This is a genomic window from Paenibacillus sp. FSL R5-0636 (assembly GCF_037974255.1).
In the GTDB taxonomy this organism is placed as follows: Bacteria; Bacillota; Bacilli; order Paenibacillales; family Paenibacillaceae; genus Paenibacillus_AQ; species Paenibacillus_AQ odorifer.
Map to the genome: position 1 here is coordinate 2,336,443 of NZ_CP150232.1, position 15,213 is coordinate 2,351,655.

Genomic DNA, 15,213 nt, shown 5'->3' on the forward strand with positions numbered 1-15,213 from the left:
GTTTTCCCAAAAAAATAAGCGGAGGTACATTATGGATCCGAAAGAACGCGAATTACGCCAGAAACTGGCGGCAAAGTTGGAAGAAGCTCGGTCACTTATGGAAGGCGGCAAGATGGAAGAAGCTCGGAACGCAAAGGATGCAGCTGCGGAATTGCGTGCACAAATTGATTTGATGGTGGAAATGCGGGGTCTGGATACGCCGGGTGATGTTGCACCGGTTGCAGAGCCAGAACATCGGGATAACAAGCCAAACAAGGAAGAGCAGTACCGTAACGCTTTCCTAAAGGAGCTGCGCAAGCGCAATCTGACAACGGAAGAACGCACTTTGTTGGATGCTTCAGCAGAAGAAACTCGTGCAGGCATGAGCGGCGAAACCGGAGAAGACGGCGGGCTTATTGTTCCACAGGATATTCAAACGATGATCCTGGAAAGAAAGCGTCAGTTTGTGTCACTGGAATCCTATATCACCGTAGAACCTGTATCGACTCGTTCCGGTTCGCGGGTTATCGAGAAAAATGCTGATATTACGGAATTTACTGAGATTACGGAATTGACTGACCTTGACGATATGGACAATCCCAAGTTTACACCAATCTCATACACCATCAAGGATCGGGGTGGCATCCTTCCTATTTCCAATAGCTTGATCCAGGACACAGATCAAAACCTGATGTCCTATATTGCCAAGTGGATTGCAAAGAAATCCGTAATCACACGTAATAAGCTTGTCTTGAATTTGCTGGAAACGCTGACCAAAGTAGCTGTCTCAGGGCTGGATGCGATTAAAACGATTTTGAATGTAACCCTTGATCCGTCTATCAGTCTGGGAGCAACCATTATTACGAACCAAGATGGATTTAATTTCCTTGATTTGTTAAAAGATTCTGACGGAAAGGCCCTGTTGCAACCCAATCCGACACAACCCACACAGAAATTACTGTATGGTAAGCCGGTTGTCGTCATTGCTAATCGCTGGTTGCCTACTACTGGAACCACCACGAAGAAAGCGCCGATTATCATCGGCGATCTGAAAGAAGCGATTGTACTCTTTGACCGCCAGCAGTATTCCTTGGCTTCGACAAATGTCGGTGGGAAATCCTTTGGACGTAATTCGACCGATGTTCGTGCCATTCAGCGGGAAGATGTTAAATTTTTCGATAACGAAGCGGTTGTCTATGGTCAGTTGACCATTTCCGGTTCTGGTGCCTAATGCTGACTACAATTGATCGTCTACAGAAAGCAATGGGCGTTCAAGGTGATTCCTACGAAGATGAAATGCTGCAGATCCAAATTGCAGCATCTTCCCAGGTCATTGAAAACTACTGCAAACGTTCATTCAAGCTGCAAAGTTATATTGAACGCCATAGTGGGAATTCCAGTTCCTCATATATTAACCTGCGGAATTATCCAGTGGAGAGCATCGAAGAAGTAGTTATTCCCGGAAAGCCAGTAGGAGATTATGAGCTGCTAGAAGAAGGGCGGATCTTTTGCCCTTCCGGCTGGCCTGTGGGTGAACACAATATAAAGGTAACGTACACCGCCGGTTATGTGTTGCCTGGTGATGCGACTACGGAAAAACCGCGCACGCTGCCGGAAGTGTTGGAGCTGGCATGTATATTTCATTCCCAATTAATGCTCCGTACACCTGGTGTGACTGCGGAGCGGGTAGGCGATATCTCGGTCAACTACAGCGCAGACGGTGATGGTTTACCACAAACTTTGGTATCTCTTATTTCTCCGTATGTTGGAAGGTGGGTATAGACATGGCAAGCCAAAGAGCAAGAGCACGACGGGTCGGTGTGCAAGTCACCGGCGAAGATAACCTGCGGTTGCTAGCCGAGCGACTTCGCCCATTGACCAAGAATAAGATTCGTATTGGTATGCAGGGTGATGCCGAACTGGCTATGATTGCCGGAGTCCATGAATACGGCTCGGTGAAAATGAAGATTCCAGCCCGTTCGTTTATCGGGACCGGAAAAAAGAAAGGACAGGCTCCTATAGGCAAGTTGGTCCGGGTTGGGGTGACAGAGATTGCCCACGGTCGCAAGCGGGTAGACGAATTGTTTACGGAGATTGGCGAAACCGGGCTAGACCGAATGAAGAAGAATTTTGAACGAATCAAGCAGCCACCCTTATCCGCCCGTTATGCCTCAAGAAAGACCGGCTCCCGAAAGCTGCTGCACCGGGAAGACGAGCTGCGCGACTCCCTGATTTATGACATTGTACCGAAGGGAAGGTAATCATGCGGAATTTCAGATTTGCTGGTACGCTTCGAAAATATGCTGAATCATACAAGTTAATTCGGGAAGCTGGAGGAACGCGTGACGATGCGGGAGATTGGATAGCTCAAGAACCAGAAACTATTTTGCTTAGGGGTAGCGTTCAGCCCATCAATACCCGGTTGTTGGCTGTGGAGGGTGGAAACTACACTGAATCTGACCGCAGGTTGTTTACAGTTTATAAGCACAAAAGTGACGAACTGATTCTGCATGCAGGTATTAAATACCGGGTTGTAGAACTGACGGAGCGGAATTATAGCGATGTTAATCAATATGTATTAAGGCGGGTGGTTGCTCATGCTGCCGGTTAGAAAAATCCGTGTGACAATCAAACGAGGGATAGAAGACGCCTTGTTCATTCCTGTCATTCCAATGAACAGCGGGGGAGACATTCCAGATGGGGATTTTATCACATATCATCTTGTTGGCGGATTTAAGCCTGTCGGTGGGCAACCAGTAATAACCCAGCAATCCGAACAGAAGTACAGGCGGGAGACGGTGACTTTTACCGTCTCTTTCAATGTTTATGCCGATACAGAAGATGATTGTTTAGTTAACGCCATGAGGGCGAGAGATTGGTTTAAGTCAGACGGACATGAGCTGTTAAAGGGTAAACTTGACGTGATCGTGATCGAAATCGGGGAAATACAAAACCGGGATATTAACATCGGTGAAGAGTGGGAAAGGCGTCAGGGCTTTGATGTTGAGTTTCGGGCCACGGATGTTGTGATAACGGATATGTCAAGCTGGATAGAGACAGCACCAACAACAAAGGAGTGAGTATTTTGAGTATTAGTGATGTTACGGTAACCATTGCCGTACAGCAGCCTACGCCAATATTGGGCGGATTTGGCAAGCCCTTGATCTTGGGTAGCGGTACGGCAGGCAAGGTTTTTAAAAACTACGCAGATATCAACGCGGTAAAGGCGGATTATCCGGCTTCGACGGAGGAATATAAGGCTGCATTTGCTCTGTTTGCCCAAAAAAATCCACCAGCAGAGATTGCGATTGTGTCTCGTAAGACGGGGGCGCCTACGGTAACACTAGAAGATTTGCTACCGTCCCTGTTCCTCAAGGATTGGCACTTCCTGATTACGACATCAACTGTAGTAGCAGACATTATTGCAATAGCTGACGCCGTGGAGGCAGATAAGTCTAGGCAATTTGTAGCCCGGACCAGTAACAAAGAGGATTTAGCTACTATCAAGGCTAAGGGGTATAAGAGGACGTTTGGAACGTATCACAAAACCATTGAAAACTATCCAGATGCAGCTTGGGTCGGGGCTGTGGGAAGTCTTCCCGTGGGTAGTGTGACTTGGAAGGGCTGGACGTTGGTTGGCATTGAACCTATGGACATTGACGCCACTGAACTTAATGCAATTCACGCATTGGGTGCCAATACCTATCTGACTAGAGCGGGAACCAACGTCACTAGTGAGGGGAAGTCGTTCAGCGGTGATTACATTGATTTTATTCACTGCCAGGATTACATCGTGTTTTCCATTCAGTATGCAGTGCAAGACTTATTTAACCAGGCGCAAGCTGCGCTTACGAAGATTCCATATGATAACCGCGGAATCGCTCAGATTGAGAGTGCAGTCCGCACTGTCCTTCAGCGGTCTTTTCTTCAAGGCATGATCGCTGCTGATGATGATGGCGTACCACTGTATAACACTACGTTTCCACCACGTAGCCAAGTGGACCCGGCGAATATCGAGGCGCGTACTTACCCTGATGGTAAGTTTGAGTTTGTGATTGCTGGAGCAATTCATAAAGCTGCCATTAGCGGTACTATCAAATTTGCGTAATTTAAGGAGGGATTCAATTGTCAGAAGCAAAAACATATGACCCTATGGACGTCACCGCAATTGTGGGTGGCGTTTTTTTAACGGGATTCGCAGAAGACTTAGTCACCGTGGCTAAGGATGAGGAAAATTTCAGTACAAAGGTAGGAGCGCAAGGTGATGTGGTCCGAACAAAGGTAAACAATCCACTCGGTACGATTACGATCACCCTTCAATGCACCAGCCCGCAGGTGCCTTATTTAGACGGACTAGGCAACAGCGGGAAATTGGTTCCGGTATCCGTTGTTTATTCCGGGACACCCAAAGAAACAAACACTGCAACGCAGGCCTATCTTAAAAAACCATCAGACCGTGAGTATGGTGCGGAAGCTGGAGATCGTTCGTATGAATTTCAATGTCTTGACTTAAGCATGAACTAAAATCCAAAACTTGAGAGGGGCCTAATATAATGGCTATTACAAATTTTAAACAAAAAGAGATTACTACAAAAGCAGGTAAGACTTATACGCTTCAACATCCAGGTGTGCGCAATGTTACCCGAATGAATGACCGGGTAAAAAATAAGCATGGTGTGAATTCCGAAGAAAAGATTTGCGATGAAATGTTCAAACATGTTGTCGTACAACCCAAGGTAACTATTGACGATTTTGAGGACTACGGAGAAATGGTTGAGGTCGCCAACAAAGCCTTTTACTTTGTTACTGGCACTCCTGATCCAGACGAAGTAGACCCGGAAGAAGACAATGACGATAAGTAAAGAAGAAGCAAAGCGGCGGGCTACAGAGAATTGGTCTTTGTGGCGGCTTTTACTGTCGGATATGGGCATTACCTATAATGACCTGGACAATATGGATCAGGATGACGTCGCCGAAGCCAACGCTGCCTTAGATATTCATATTGAACAACAGAATAAGCAAAGTAAGAAATAACAGGCGTCCTCCGGGGCGCCTATTTCTATTGCTAGAAAGGAGGGCATATGGCAGGTGGAATAATTGGATCATTAATGTACTCCGTGGGGTTCAAGTTTAACAGCAAGGGCTTGAATGATGCAGATAAGAAGGTTGGGAAGCTCACAAAAACGGTTGTTGGTCTTGGAGCTGCGGCTGGCGTTGCAATGGTCGGTATTGCGGCAGCTGGTATAAAAGCAGCCTCTAACTTTGAAACAGCAATGAAGCAAGTCGAAGGAGCTACCGGGGCAACGGCGGAACAGATGGAAGCTACTCGGGGGATTGCTAAGGATCTTTATTCCAACAACTTCGGTGAGGACTGGAACGATTTAGGGGCTGCCATTGCTAATGTAAAGCAAGTTACCGGGCAGACTGGGGTTGAGTTGGAAAATACTACACGAAACGCCATTCTGATGCGGGATCAATTTGGGTTTGAAATACCAGAATCCATCAAATCTGTAGATACCATGATGAAACAGTTTGGTATAACCTCTGAGGAATCTTATAACCTGCTTGCTCAAGGTGCGCAGCGGGGGCTTGATAAATCAGGTGAGCTGGTGGATTCAGCGAATGAGTATGCCAACCAATTTAAATCGTTAGGCTTTACCGCTGACGAAATGTTTGATGTCTTCGCCGCTGGATCTGCGGAAGGTGTTTTTCAAGTTGATAAGGTGGGGGATGCGGTCAAAGAGTTTAACATCCGTTCCAAGGATGGCAGTAAAACATCTTCTGATGCATTTACAGCTTTGGGACTTAATGCAGAAGCCATGATGCAAGTCTTTGCTAAGGGTGGTCCAGACTCGAAGCAGGCATTCAGTGATATCGTATCCATGATATCGGATATTGAGGACCCCGTAGCTAGGAATAATATAGGCGTTGCGCTCATGGGTTCACAGTTTGAAGACCTTGAGGTTAATGTCATATCGGCAATGGGGGCTGCAACGCGGTCGTTTGATAAGACGAAAAAGACCATGGATGATTTGAACCGAATCAAGTTTGAAAAGCCTGGAGAAGCGATGAAAATGTTTGGTCGTCAGATCGAGGTCGGCATACTGATTCCTGTTGGACAAAAGTTGTTACCGTATTTAAACCGATTCGGTCAATGGCTATCTGACCATAAGCCGCAGATCGAGGCGGTGGGCAATGCAATTGGTGACGGTCTTGGTGCAGCAATCAATATGGTAAGCGGCTGGATTCAGGCGGCAATGCCTTATCTACAACAATTTGGAACACAAGCATTGCAGGTGTTTGGGTACCTGATTGATAAGGGGAAAGAATTGTGGACCTCTATCCAGCCGGTGGCCGTGATGATTGGGGAGACCTTGTTAAATGCCGCAATTCAATTATGGCCACATATCCAGCAAATCGGTTCATCAATTGCTGATGCAGCTAAAGCATTCTACGATTGGGAAGGATTTGCACCGGTGGTGAGCGGAATTGTCGCGGCACTGGTCACATATAAAACAGTCGTAGGCACGATAACAGTCGCAACCAAGATTGCGGCAGCAGCGACCAAAGCATGGACTGCAATTCAGAAGGCTTTTAGTATAGTCATGGCTGCCAACCCTATTGGCATAATTATCGCCGCCCTAGTGGGTTTAGGCGTGGCGCTGGTAGTCGCTTATAAAAAATCAGATAAGTTCCGGGCGTTTATTGACGGGATGTGGTCTGGAATCAAGACGGCTACCATGGCGGTACTGAATTTTTTCAAAATTACGGTTCCCCAGACCTTCATGACGGCCTTTAACGCAGTGACTGGATTTTTGAAGACTTGGGGAGTAACGATCCTGGTTGTGATTGGAGGCCCCATTGCATGGATCGTTGCCTTGGTCGTTAAATACTGGGACGAAATTAAGGCAGTGACATTTGCAGTGTTCAGCGCAATTGGTAGCTGGTTATCATCCATATGGAGCAGTATTAGTAATACTGTTTCTGGAGCTGCAAACGCCGTTTGGAATGCGATCACCGGCGCTTGGAATAGTGTTCTATCTACTACGTCAAACCTGATGACACAGGTATGGAATAAGATAACAAGCATTTGGGATTCAATCGTAAATGGAATTAAGACAGCTGGGACAAATGTTTGGAATGCCGTGACCACGATGTGGGGGAAGGTAACTGGTTTTTTTGATGGAATTAACCTTATGGACACAGGCAAAAAAATTATTCAAGGTCTGATCGATGGAATTAGTAATATGGCGGACACTCTTATGACTAAGGTCAAGGGGATTGCAGACAACATCAAAGGATTTTTTGGGTTTAAAACATCTGCGAGTGTGTCCGTTTCCACCGAAACTACAGGTTCCGCGGCGGTTGATGGTAGTCACGCGAACGGACTAGCAAATGTACCGTTTGACGGATATATTGGCGAACTGCACAAGGGCGAACGCGTTCTAACCGCCGAGGAAAACAAAGACTACAACAGAGAATACACGCCGGATTCGGCTCCTGCCCGGACAAGCAATAATCAAAAGATGAGCATCCCAGCACCAATAATCAACATTACGGTGCAAGGCAATGCGGATACAAATACGGTTCAGGAGATCGGAAGCGTTGTAGATCAAAAACTACAAGACTTTTTAGAAGCAGCAGCCCGGATCATGGGGGTGGAGATCGTTGGCGCTAATTGATGGTAAGTATATCACTGTAGAGTCTGAATCTCCGTCCTTTCCAGTGACTGTTACAGAGCAGCCAGTGGAAAAGGGGATTACCCTTATCGACCATGTGCAGCCCCAGGCTCGGATGTTGTCTTTATCTGGTGTGATCGTCGGACCCGAAGCAGCGAAGATCCGAGCCTATGTCATTGGGGCTAAGGATAAGGGTCAGATTATCAACTATATTGGCCGTAACCAATTCAAGGGCTTAATCACTGATTTTTCTACCGGGCATGAATATACCATTGCGGATGGCTTCACATTTTCCATGGAGCTGCGAGAGATAAGAATTGCAATGTCTTCGTATGTGGACACTCTTCCAGCACCTATAAAGACACAAGCTGCCAAAATCGTCAATTCTGGAACGAAACAGACCAAGGAGAAGTCTAGTAGTAAAAATAAGAAAACAACAACTACAAAGACTAAAACTAAAACAACCACCACTAAGAAAAAAGAAAAAGAGAAAGAAAAGGTCCAAAAGGTTAAGTTTAAGGAAGGTAGTAAGTGGAGGGAATAATATGAAGATTATCGAGATCGAGAAGGAAAACATTCCATATCGGTTTGATATATCCATCGCTGATGAAATCTTTACTTTCGAAGTTCATTATAATTCGGATTATGATTTCTTCACTGTGGATCTTGAAGGTGGTGGCGAGCAACTAGTATTTGGCGAAAAGCTTATCTATGGATTACCACTTTTTTATGACGTTCAGGATAACCGATTTCCCAAGTTGCTTATCGTTCCTTGGGATGAATCGGGAAATAGCACAGCAGTATCTTGGGAGACGCTTGAGACAAGCGTCTTTTTGTATGTTATGGATGAGGATGAGGATAATGGCGAGTAGAAATTTCGGGCGGGTTGCGGAGATTATGACTGCCAATATGAAAATCATGCTTGATAAATACACGATGGAAGGATCTGTGCCTTTTGACAATGACGCGCTACCGAACGAGTCGGAGTTGCGGTTGTGGAATCTGGCACAGACCACCATTAATAACATCAAGCGTAACGCTGTAATCATGGTTAATGCAGGCTACCGTGGAGATATTGGACTTATCCTACATGGTCGTATTTCATCGGTCAGAACCAAGTGGGAGGGCGTGGACAAGATCACTACCATTAATGTCCTGGATAGTGAGGACTTGAGCAAACGCGAGGTTACAGAGATTGCCTTTGCTAAAGGCACCCTTGCCAGTGCGATCATTAAGCAAATGGCAGGATACATTGGCTTGCCGGTGGCACAAATGACACTTAATCAAGATTACAGATATCAAGATGGGTATACGGCAAAAGGAAAGGTAACGGATATCATTACAGAGGTTTGTAAAGATTGCGGAACTTCATGTTTTATTAATCAGAGTAAGTTATATGTTCGAAATCTCCGCAGCGGTGCTGACGGAGTCTTTGCCTTGTCACCAGATACTGGTTTGATCGGCAGCCCGGAGTATTTTGAAGACAACGGCATCCAGGGCTTTAAGATACAGGCTCAACTACAGCGCCGTTTAACCACAGCATCGGTCATTAACTTAACCTGTCGTGAGTGGTCAGGCAAGTTACATGTCCGCAGCGGTAGTCATAGGTTTTCGAATACCGGCGACTTTATCACAGAAGTGGAGGCGATTATGTGAATAAGACAGACCCAGCTGGAGCGCTGGCCCGTATGCTGGGCGGGCATGGAGCAAAGCAAGCTGACAATATCAACGTGGCTTTGCCGTGCAAGGTAATAACCTTTGACCCTGTGACGCTTACAGCCTCCGTGCAGCCTTTGCTCAAACTGTCCGCCGCTGCTCCTGCTCAAATCATGTCCGTACCCGTTAGCGGGCAGAAATTTAAATTTGAATTGGATATCGGTAACGGTCTCCGGGAGTTTGAAACGATCATGCGCCCAGCACTGGAACCGGGAGACACTGTCTTTGTCGTTTGCGCAGATGCTGAGATTAGAAAAACACTAACTGGTCGCGTGGCTGCGCCAGACTCCGTCAGGCGGCATAGTCGTATGGATGCCGTAATTGTGGGGGTGATGCCGTGTTCACTTTAAAAATTGACGATACCGGTGATATTGAGCTGAAATCTGGACAACTACAAATGGTTTCGGGTCAGGATGAAATCGCTCAATCCTGCCGGATTATCCTGGGCATAAACAAGGGCGAATGGTTTCTTAACCCAGAACTAGGCATTGATCATTCTAAATTTCTAGGCAAAGGTGTATCTGAGGATGAAATGCGAGATGAAATCATGTCAGGGCTTCTGCAAGAACCTCGGGTGCAAACAGTGGAATCCATTGATATAGAGATCGACCGTGCCAATCGGAGTCTAGTGATTTCATTTGTTGCGACTTCGAAAGAGGGTCAAGTCATAACGGCTGAGGGGGTGGAGATCGGTGGATGAACAAGGATTTAAGCGTCTACGCTTTGTAGACTTTTTGGACGAAATGACTGATAAAGCAAAATCAGCGTTTGGCGACGAGGTGGACACCTCAGAAAATTCACCACTTGGAATGATCCTGCGCTTGTTCGCTTGGCATCTAGGCAAGGAAGATGAAAGATTAGAGGATGTCTACAACTCAGCTTCTCTCAACGCCTCCACGGGGGCAAACCTTTATAAACTTGGGGGTAATGATGGGTTGTCTATTTATAGTGAAGAATTTGCAAGTGGGCAGTTAACGGTAATGGGTACACCGGGTTATGTGTTGCAGGCTGGATTTTTGGGTGCTACAGATTCCGGGGTGCGTTTTGAGACCATGGAGGATCTCACGCTCTCTGCAACTGGAAACGGGATAGTTGAAATTATGGCGATGGAAATGGGGGCGGCAGGTAATGTAGAAGCTCACAAAATAACCGTTATTATCAACCCTAATCCAGATGTGTTCAGCATTACCAATGTCACACCTACCAAGGATGGGCGGGACCGCGAGACTGATTTAGCTTTTCGGGAACGCATTTTACAACGGAAGCAAAATCCTGGTACGAGTGGCAATAAAGCGGACTATCTTCGCTGGAGCCGGGAAGTTCCAGGTGTGGGGGCGGCAAGAGTGTTTCCATTGTGGGCAGGTCCTAAAACAGTAAAGGTTGTCATCGCAGATGCTGAAAAATTGCCCGCCTCTGCTAACTTGGTTGCCGAGGTTCAGGCATATATTGACCCGGACCCTGGGCTAGGAGAGGGGCAAGCGCCTATTGGTGCTGTGGTAACAGTTTCCGCCGCCGTTGCTAAAACGATTAACATTGCTGCTAAGGTTGCTCTAGTTTCCGGTTATGCACTACAGGATGTCATTGAAGCGTTTCGCCTTAAGGTTGAGGACTGGCGAAAGAAAGCTGCGTTTGAAGTTTCCTATATCAGTCAGGCAGTGCTTGGTGCGCTGCTACTTGGAACGGATGGGGTGCTTGATTATTCATCTCTGACTTTGAACGGCAGCGGAGCAAATATTGCACTGACTGATGAAGAAGTGCCACTTCTTGGTACTGTAAATCTGGGGGTGTGATATGTCCTATCCAAACGACATTGATGTTTTTAACGAGAAGCTGAATAAGAATCAAACCGGGAAGAGTTACGTGATCGAGGAACGTCTGTCGATTGTAGGCGGTGTCTACGATGGTCCACTACTGCACGATAATATCAATAACCAAACGATCCGGGTATTTGCCGGTTCCCGGTTTACAGGAGAAGAAATAAAAAACTATAGTATATCATTCCCTGATGCTACGCCATGGCGCCGGTTAATCAAGATTTTCACCTCTTTGTCTGAAGTTTACGTAACTTACGAAACACCAGGTGACACGGTAGAGGCTGATGATATTAATGCGCTACAAAGTGCAGTAACAGCCACACAAACAGAGGTAGAGCGGTATAAATCGAGTGGACTTATAGACGGCGGTTCATTTACGAGAGGGGTATAAGATGGCACAGACGATACAAATAAAACGTGGTACCAAAGCTCAACTTAGCACTTACGGTGCATTACTCATTGGCGAAATGGGCTTTTGTACAGACACAAAAGAAATATATATCGGAGACGGTACAACAAACTCAATGGTTGGCAGAGCTTTATCAGGTGCAGAGGCTTCGCGTCCGGTGGCCGCATCGGTCGGACGTCTGTTTTATGTAACGAGCGGAGCCAATAGCGGATATCTTTATTTTGATGATGGGGCAGCTTGGAGGCGAGTGAACGCCCAAGCACTCAGTGATTTATCAGGGTCGCTTGATAATATAGCGGATGGTGCTACTTATGCAAAGGTACTAAAGGCTGATGTCAGTGCAGGTCATATCAATAAGGTGTCAGATGGCACGAACACTAAAACTGCTGCTGAAATCAAAAACCATATTGATGATGCAATTAAACACCGAGTCATTAATGATAGTGGGATTGCTATTACGGACTTATGGTCTGCCCAAAAAATCAAGAATGAGATTGAGTTAGCCAAGCATAACATCGAGCCGCAGGCGTCAGTTAAAGATCAGCATTTGACCGCCCCGCCAGCAAGTCCCGTAGAAGCCGACCGTTATATTATTCCAGCATCAGCGACAGGGGCATGGGCAGGTAAGACAAATCAGATAGCAGAGTATCAGTCTGGAGCCTGGGCTTACTATACGCCTGCTGTCGGTTGGACTGCTTACGTTGACGATGAACAAAAAATCTATAGTTGGAACGGTACGGCTTGGGTTCGGACAGGTGGCGCCTTACAGACAATTACAGCGGGTAACGGTCTAACCGGTGGCGGGCAGTCTGACAGTGTTACATTGACGGTTGGAGCCGGGAACGGGGTTGTTGTGGATTCTACAACCGTTGCAGCCAAGGCAGGCAAAGGCATTGTTGTTAACGCGACCGGGATCGAGGCTAATATTGATAGTTTCAGCATCGTCTACGATACAGCTAATGGCAATAAACTTACGGTGGCTACGATTGATGGCGGTACGTTCTAGGAGGTGAGGCAATGGCTAGAAAAGTAATGATTCAGATCCGACGAGGTCTAGAAAGTGCTATCGGCACACTAGCTGTCGGCGAGCTTGGCTATTGTACTGATACAAGCAAGTTATATATTGGTGGGACTACCGGTAATGTCTTACTGGTGGCTGCTCAAAGCTCAGGGGATATGCTTAAAAGTATCTATGATACAAACAATGACGGTAAAGTGGACTATGCTGCCAATGCTGATACTGTTCTATGGTCTGGTGTTTCAGGCAAGCCGGCAACATATCCCCCATCATCACATACGCACTCTGAATATATGGTTAAGGGTCCGGTAACGTGGAACCAGATTAAGGGGGTATAGTGTATGGCCTATGGAGAATCTCAATATGGCACATTACTATTTTCTGAACAGTCGGAAGATTCAGATTCTTCGGTCGTTCCGATTCCTGATATAAGTAAATCCTTACCTGATATTTATCATAAATCTCAGAACGGAAATCTCAAAAAGCTACTGGATATCCTGGCAGAACAAATTGCAATTCTCAATAATCGAACGGAGGACATAAGGGCGCAAAACATTGTTGATATGTCCACTTGGAGCCTGAGCCGTTGGGAGCAAGAGCTAGGTTTATCCGTTGACACCTCTAAATCATTCGATACCAGAAGGGAAATGATTAAGGCAAAGTTGCGAGGAATAGGGACAACCACTCCCCAAATGATTCAACGGACAGCCTCCGCATTTTCTGGCGGTGATGTATCAGTAGAAGAGGTTCCAAATGAGTATAAATTTATCGTTCGCTTTATCGGTGTTTTGGGCATACCGCCCAACATGACTGGTCTGATTCAGATTCTTGAAGAGATCAAACCTGCTCATTTGGCTTATGAATTCGCCTACACCTATACGTTTTGGGAGTCGGTTAAATCTCTGCTATGGTCCTCAGCCGCAAACAAAACTTGGAATGAATTAAGAACCTACGGATAGGAGAGAGGAAATGAAAAATACAGGCAACTTAGGTCTGAAAAAGCCAGAAGGTACAGATTTGGTTGATATTGACGATCTTAACTATAATGCTGACATACTAGATACAGCTATTAATAACAAGGTTGATAAGGTCACAGGCAAACAGTTATCTACCAATGATTACACAGCATCAGAGAAAACAAAGCTGGCGGGGATAGCAACAGGAGCAACGAACTATACTCACCCGGCAACTCACCCACCATCTATAATCGCGCAAGATGCAAGTAATCGATTTGTAACTGATGCTGAAAAGGCAGGGTGGAATGGAAAAGCACCGAATACTCTTGTTTCAGCAGCACCGCAAAGTGACGGGTTGATGCGGGCAACTGACAAAATAAAGCTCGACGGAATCGCCACAGGAGCAAATAACTATGTTCATCCAGCAAATCATCCAGCAACTATGATTACTGAGGATGCTACTCATAGATTTGCGACTGACACAGAAAAGTCTAACTGGAACAGTAAACCCAATTTAGTTACTACACCGCAACAAACAACATCAGACCTTACCTACTATGTCCGTACAGATGGTAGTGATAGTAATGACGGATCAGATAATACGGCGGCTAAAGCGTTTAAGACGATTACAAAGGCTATTAGTTTTATTCCACAAATTGTAAATCACGCTGTTACTGTTAACGTCGCGGCGGGAACATATTCGGAGATTATAACTCTTAGCGGTTATTCTGGTGGTGGATCTATATCAATACAGGGTGATACCGTGGCATCTTCATCCCGCACCGTACAAGCAATTGCAATTATTAACAACAGCACACGCACTGCGCTGAATGGTCTTAATTGTAATGCTTCAAATACAAACGGAGTATCTATATCAAAATCCGTTTATGTTGAAATTTCCTATTGTAATCTGATAGCATCGGCTCCGACCGCATCGGGGGTAGATGCTTCGGCATCAACCGTTAGAGTAAAAGGTTGTGCGATATCCAACAAAGGTCAAGCTATTTTATCTGCTGATGGATCGCGAATTCATAGTGATTCCAACTCTGGCTCTGGAAATACTTATGCGTTGTATGTCTATCAAGGTGCTGGATTAATTACACAAAGCGGTACCCAACCATCGTCAACAAATGGCAATGGTGCTGCAACTGGCTTGGTGCTGTCAAGTGGTGTGCTTAACCCATGGGGAGATAATACAAGAGATACTCGGTCAGCAGTAATTGCTTTTGCGACTAGCAGCCAGCAAACGATAGCTGCGGCAACTGCAACAAAAGTTAATTTTGGAACCGAGGATTGTGATAATTTAGATGAATTTTTGAATAGTAGATTTACCACAAAGCAATCAGGTATTTATCAAATCAGCGCACTGACAACATTTATTGCACAGCCAGCAACGGCAGCTTGCGAACTGTATTTATACGTGGATGGCGTTTTCTTGAGACGTTTAGCGCTCGCTGTTAACGGTTCATCGACGTCCGCAGCAAGTCATGCCACCACAGGATCATTAGCTGTCCGACTTACTGCAGGGCAATACGTAGAGATATATGCGAGATCTTCAAGCCCAGCAACCTTGGGAGGCACTATTGATACTTGGTTTAGTGCAATTCGTGTAGCTTAAAGGAGGGATACAAAATGAATATAG

General features: G+C 45.9%; 21 protein-coding genes. All 21 read left to right on the top strand.

Going from position 1 to position 15,213, the window contains the following annotated elements; genetic code table 11:
- Positions 1-31: 31 nt before the first annotated feature.
- The 21 genes from MKX34_RS10160 to MKX34_RS10260 are packed head-to-tail and all read left to right on the top strand — an operon-like array spanning position 32 to position 15,189.
- Complete coding sequence (locus tag MKX34_RS10160) at positions 32-1,210, top strand: phage major capsid protein (RefSeq protein WP_076098438.1); 1,179 nt, start codon at positions 32-34, stop codon at positions 1,208-1,210.
- A complete protein-coding gene (locus MKX34_RS10165; protein WP_076296092.1) occupies positions 1,210-1,761 on the top strand; it encodes a phage head-tail connector protein in 552 nt (183 codons plus the stop codon). Before MKX34_RS10160 ends, MKX34_RS10165 begins: the two co-directional genes overlap by 1 nt.
- 2 nt (positions 1,762-1,763) lie before the next feature.
- Entirely contained in the window at positions 1,764-2,240 is a 477-nt protein-coding gene (locus tag MKX34_RS10170) for a hypothetical protein (protein WP_076098436.1), read from the top strand.
- Between the two features lie 2 nt (positions 2,241-2,242).
- The gene (locus tag MKX34_RS10175) at positions 2,243-2,590 is read left to right on the top strand and encodes a hypothetical protein (protein ID WP_036681186.1); all 348 of its coding nucleotides are present in this window, start codon (positions 2,243-2,245) and stop codon (positions 2,588-2,590) included.
- The gene (locus MKX34_RS10180) at positions 2,577-3,059 is read left to right on the top strand and encodes a hypothetical protein (RefSeq protein ID WP_076296093.1); all 483 of its coding nucleotides are present in this window, start codon (positions 2,577-2,579) and stop codon (positions 3,057-3,059) included. The genes MKX34_RS10175 and MKX34_RS10180 overlap by 14 nt, the downstream gene beginning before the upstream one ends.
- Positions 3,056-4,087, top strand: a complete 1,032-nt coding sequence (locus MKX34_RS10185; protein ID WP_256717586.1) for a DUF3383 family protein — start codon at positions 3,056-3,058, stop codon at positions 4,085-4,087. The genes MKX34_RS10180 and MKX34_RS10185 overlap by 4 nt, the downstream gene beginning before the upstream one ends.
- Positions 4,088-4,104: 17 nt before the next feature.
- The gene (locus tag MKX34_RS10190; RefSeq protein ID WP_081382348.1) at positions 4,105-4,503 is read left to right on the top strand and encodes a phage protein; all 399 of its coding nucleotides are present in this window, start codon (positions 4,105-4,107) and stop codon (positions 4,501-4,503) included.
- Between the two features lie 29 nt (positions 4,504-4,532).
- The gene (locus MKX34_RS10195; protein ID WP_143763706.1) at positions 4,533-4,841 is read left to right on the top strand and encodes a hypothetical protein; all 309 of its coding nucleotides are present in this window, start codon (positions 4,533-4,535) and stop codon (positions 4,839-4,841) included.
- Positions 4,828-5,013: a hypothetical protein gene (locus tag MKX34_RS10200; RefSeq protein WP_076296095.1), complete on the top strand. Its 186-nt coding sequence runs from the start codon at positions 4,828-4,830 to the stop codon at positions 5,011-5,013. Before MKX34_RS10195 ends, MKX34_RS10200 begins: the two co-directional genes overlap by 14 nt.
- A gap of 47 nt (positions 5,014-5,060) precedes the next feature.
- A complete protein-coding gene (locus MKX34_RS10205; protein WP_076296096.1) occupies positions 5,061-7,661 on the top strand; it encodes a phage tail tape measure protein in 2,601 nt (866 codons plus the stop codon).
- Entirely contained in the window at positions 7,648-8,202 is a 555-nt protein-coding gene (locus MKX34_RS10210) for a phage baseplate protein (RefSeq protein ID WP_076098431.1), read from the top strand. The genes MKX34_RS10205 and MKX34_RS10210 overlap by 14 nt, the downstream gene beginning before the upstream one ends.
- 1 nt (position 8,203) lies before the next feature.
- Positions 8,204-8,530 (top strand): hypothetical protein, encoded by a 327-nt coding sequence (locus tag MKX34_RS10215; RefSeq protein ID WP_036681202.1) that lies wholly within the window; start codon positions 8,204-8,206, stop codon positions 8,528-8,530.
- Positions 8,520-9,314 carry a hypothetical protein gene (locus MKX34_RS10220; protein WP_076098430.1) on the top strand — a complete coding sequence of 265 codons (795 nt, stop codon included), beginning with the start codon at positions 8,520-8,522 and terminating at the stop codon, positions 9,312-9,314. Before MKX34_RS10215 ends, MKX34_RS10220 begins: the two co-directional genes overlap by 11 nt.
- A complete protein-coding gene (locus MKX34_RS10225) occupies positions 9,311-9,724 on the top strand; it encodes a Gp138 family membrane-puncturing spike protein (protein ID WP_036681206.1) in 414 nt (137 codons plus the stop codon). Before MKX34_RS10220 ends, MKX34_RS10225 begins: the two co-directional genes overlap by 4 nt.
- Positions 9,712-10,074 (top strand): DUF2634 domain-containing protein, encoded by a 363-nt coding sequence (locus MKX34_RS10230; protein WP_076296097.1) that lies wholly within the window; start codon positions 9,712-9,714, stop codon positions 10,072-10,074. The genes MKX34_RS10225 and MKX34_RS10230 overlap by 13 nt, the downstream gene beginning before the upstream one ends.
- Positions 10,067-11,164 carry a baseplate J/gp47 family protein gene (locus MKX34_RS10235; RefSeq protein ID WP_076296098.1) on the top strand — a complete coding sequence of 366 codons (1,098 nt, stop codon included), beginning with the start codon at positions 10,067-10,069 and terminating at the stop codon, positions 11,162-11,164. Before MKX34_RS10230 ends, MKX34_RS10235 begins: the two co-directional genes overlap by 8 nt.
- Position 11,165: 1 nt before the next feature.
- A complete protein-coding gene (locus MKX34_RS10240; protein WP_076296099.1) occupies positions 11,166-11,579 on the top strand; it encodes a phosphoglucomutase in 414 nt (137 codons plus the stop codon).
- 1 nt (position 11,580) lies between these two features.
- Positions 11,581-12,603 (top strand): DUF2793 domain-containing protein, encoded by a 1,023-nt coding sequence (locus MKX34_RS10245; RefSeq protein WP_076296100.1) that lies wholly within the window; start codon positions 11,581-11,583, stop codon positions 12,601-12,603.
- An 11-nt stretch (positions 12,604-12,614) separates the two neighbouring features.
- Positions 12,615-12,953 (top strand): hypothetical protein, encoded by a 339-nt coding sequence (locus MKX34_RS10250; RefSeq protein ID WP_076296101.1) that lies wholly within the window; start codon positions 12,615-12,617, stop codon positions 12,951-12,953.
- Positions 12,954-12,956: 3 nt separating this feature from the next.
- Positions 12,957-13,574: a putative phage tail protein gene (locus MKX34_RS10255; RefSeq protein WP_076296102.1), complete on the top strand. Its 618-nt coding sequence runs from the start codon at positions 12,957-12,959 to the stop codon at positions 13,572-13,574.
- 10 nt (positions 13,575-13,584) lie between these two features.
- Complete coding sequence (locus tag MKX34_RS10260) at positions 13,585-15,189, top strand: hypothetical protein (protein WP_076296103.1); 1,605 nt, start codon at positions 13,585-13,587, stop codon at positions 15,187-15,189.
- Positions 15,190-15,213 lie beyond the last annotated feature (24 nt).

Excerpts from the sequence above, each read along its gene's own strand:
- MKX34_RS10220 (WP_076098430.1), top strand. The coding sequence starts at position 8,520 with ATGGCGAGTAGAAATTTCGGGCGGGTTGCGGAGATTATGACTGCCAAT.
- MKX34_RS10170 (WP_076098436.1), top strand. The coding sequence starts at position 1,764 with ATGGCAAGCCAAAGAGCAAGAGCACGACGGGTCGGTGTGCAAGTCACC.
- MKX34_RS10245 (WP_076296100.1), top strand. The coding sequence starts at position 11,581 with ATGGCACAGACGATACAAATAAAACGTGGTACCAAAGCTCAACTTAGC.
- MKX34_RS10240 (WP_076296099.1), top strand. The coding sequence starts at position 11,166 with ATGTCCTATCCAAACGACATTGATGTTTTTAACGAGAAGCTGAATAAG.
- MKX34_RS10260 (WP_076296103.1), top strand. The coding sequence starts at position 13,585 with ATGAAAAATACAGGCAACTTAGGTCTGAAAAAGCCAGAAGGTACAGAT.
- MKX34_RS10215 (WP_036681202.1), top strand. The coding sequence starts at position 8,204 with ATGAAGATTATCGAGATCGAGAAGGAAAACATTCCATATCGGTTTGAT.
- MKX34_RS10165 (WP_076296092.1), top strand. The coding sequence starts at position 1,210 with ATGCTGACTACAATTGATCGTCTACAGAAAGCAATGGGCGTTCAAGGT.
- MKX34_RS10175 (WP_036681186.1), top strand. The coding sequence starts at position 2,243 with ATGCGGAATTTCAGATTTGCTGGTACGCTTCGAAAATATGCTGAATCA.
- MKX34_RS10255 (WP_076296102.1), top strand. The coding sequence starts at position 12,957 with ATGGCCTATGGAGAATCTCAATATGGCACATTACTATTTTCTGAACAG.
- MKX34_RS10205 (WP_076296096.1), top strand. The coding sequence starts at position 5,061 with ATGGCAGGTGGAATAATTGGATCATTAATGTACTCCGTGGGGTTCAAG.
- MKX34_RS10160 (WP_076098438.1), top strand. The coding sequence starts at position 32 with ATGGATCCGAAAGAACGCGAATTACGCCAGAAACTGGCGGCAAAGTTG.
- MKX34_RS10250 (WP_076296101.1), top strand. The coding sequence starts at position 12,615 with ATGGCTAGAAAAGTAATGATTCAGATCCGACGAGGTCTAGAAAGTGCT.
- MKX34_RS10200 (WP_076296095.1), top strand. The coding sequence starts at position 4,828 with ATGACGATAAGTAAAGAAGAAGCAAAGCGGCGGGCTACAGAGAATTGG.
- MKX34_RS10180 (WP_076296093.1), top strand. The coding sequence starts at position 2,577 with ATGCTGCCGGTTAGAAAAATCCGTGTGACAATCAAACGAGGGATAGAA.
- MKX34_RS10195 (WP_143763706.1), top strand. The coding sequence starts at position 4,533 with ATGGCTATTACAAATTTTAAACAAAAAGAGATTACTACAAAAGCAGGT.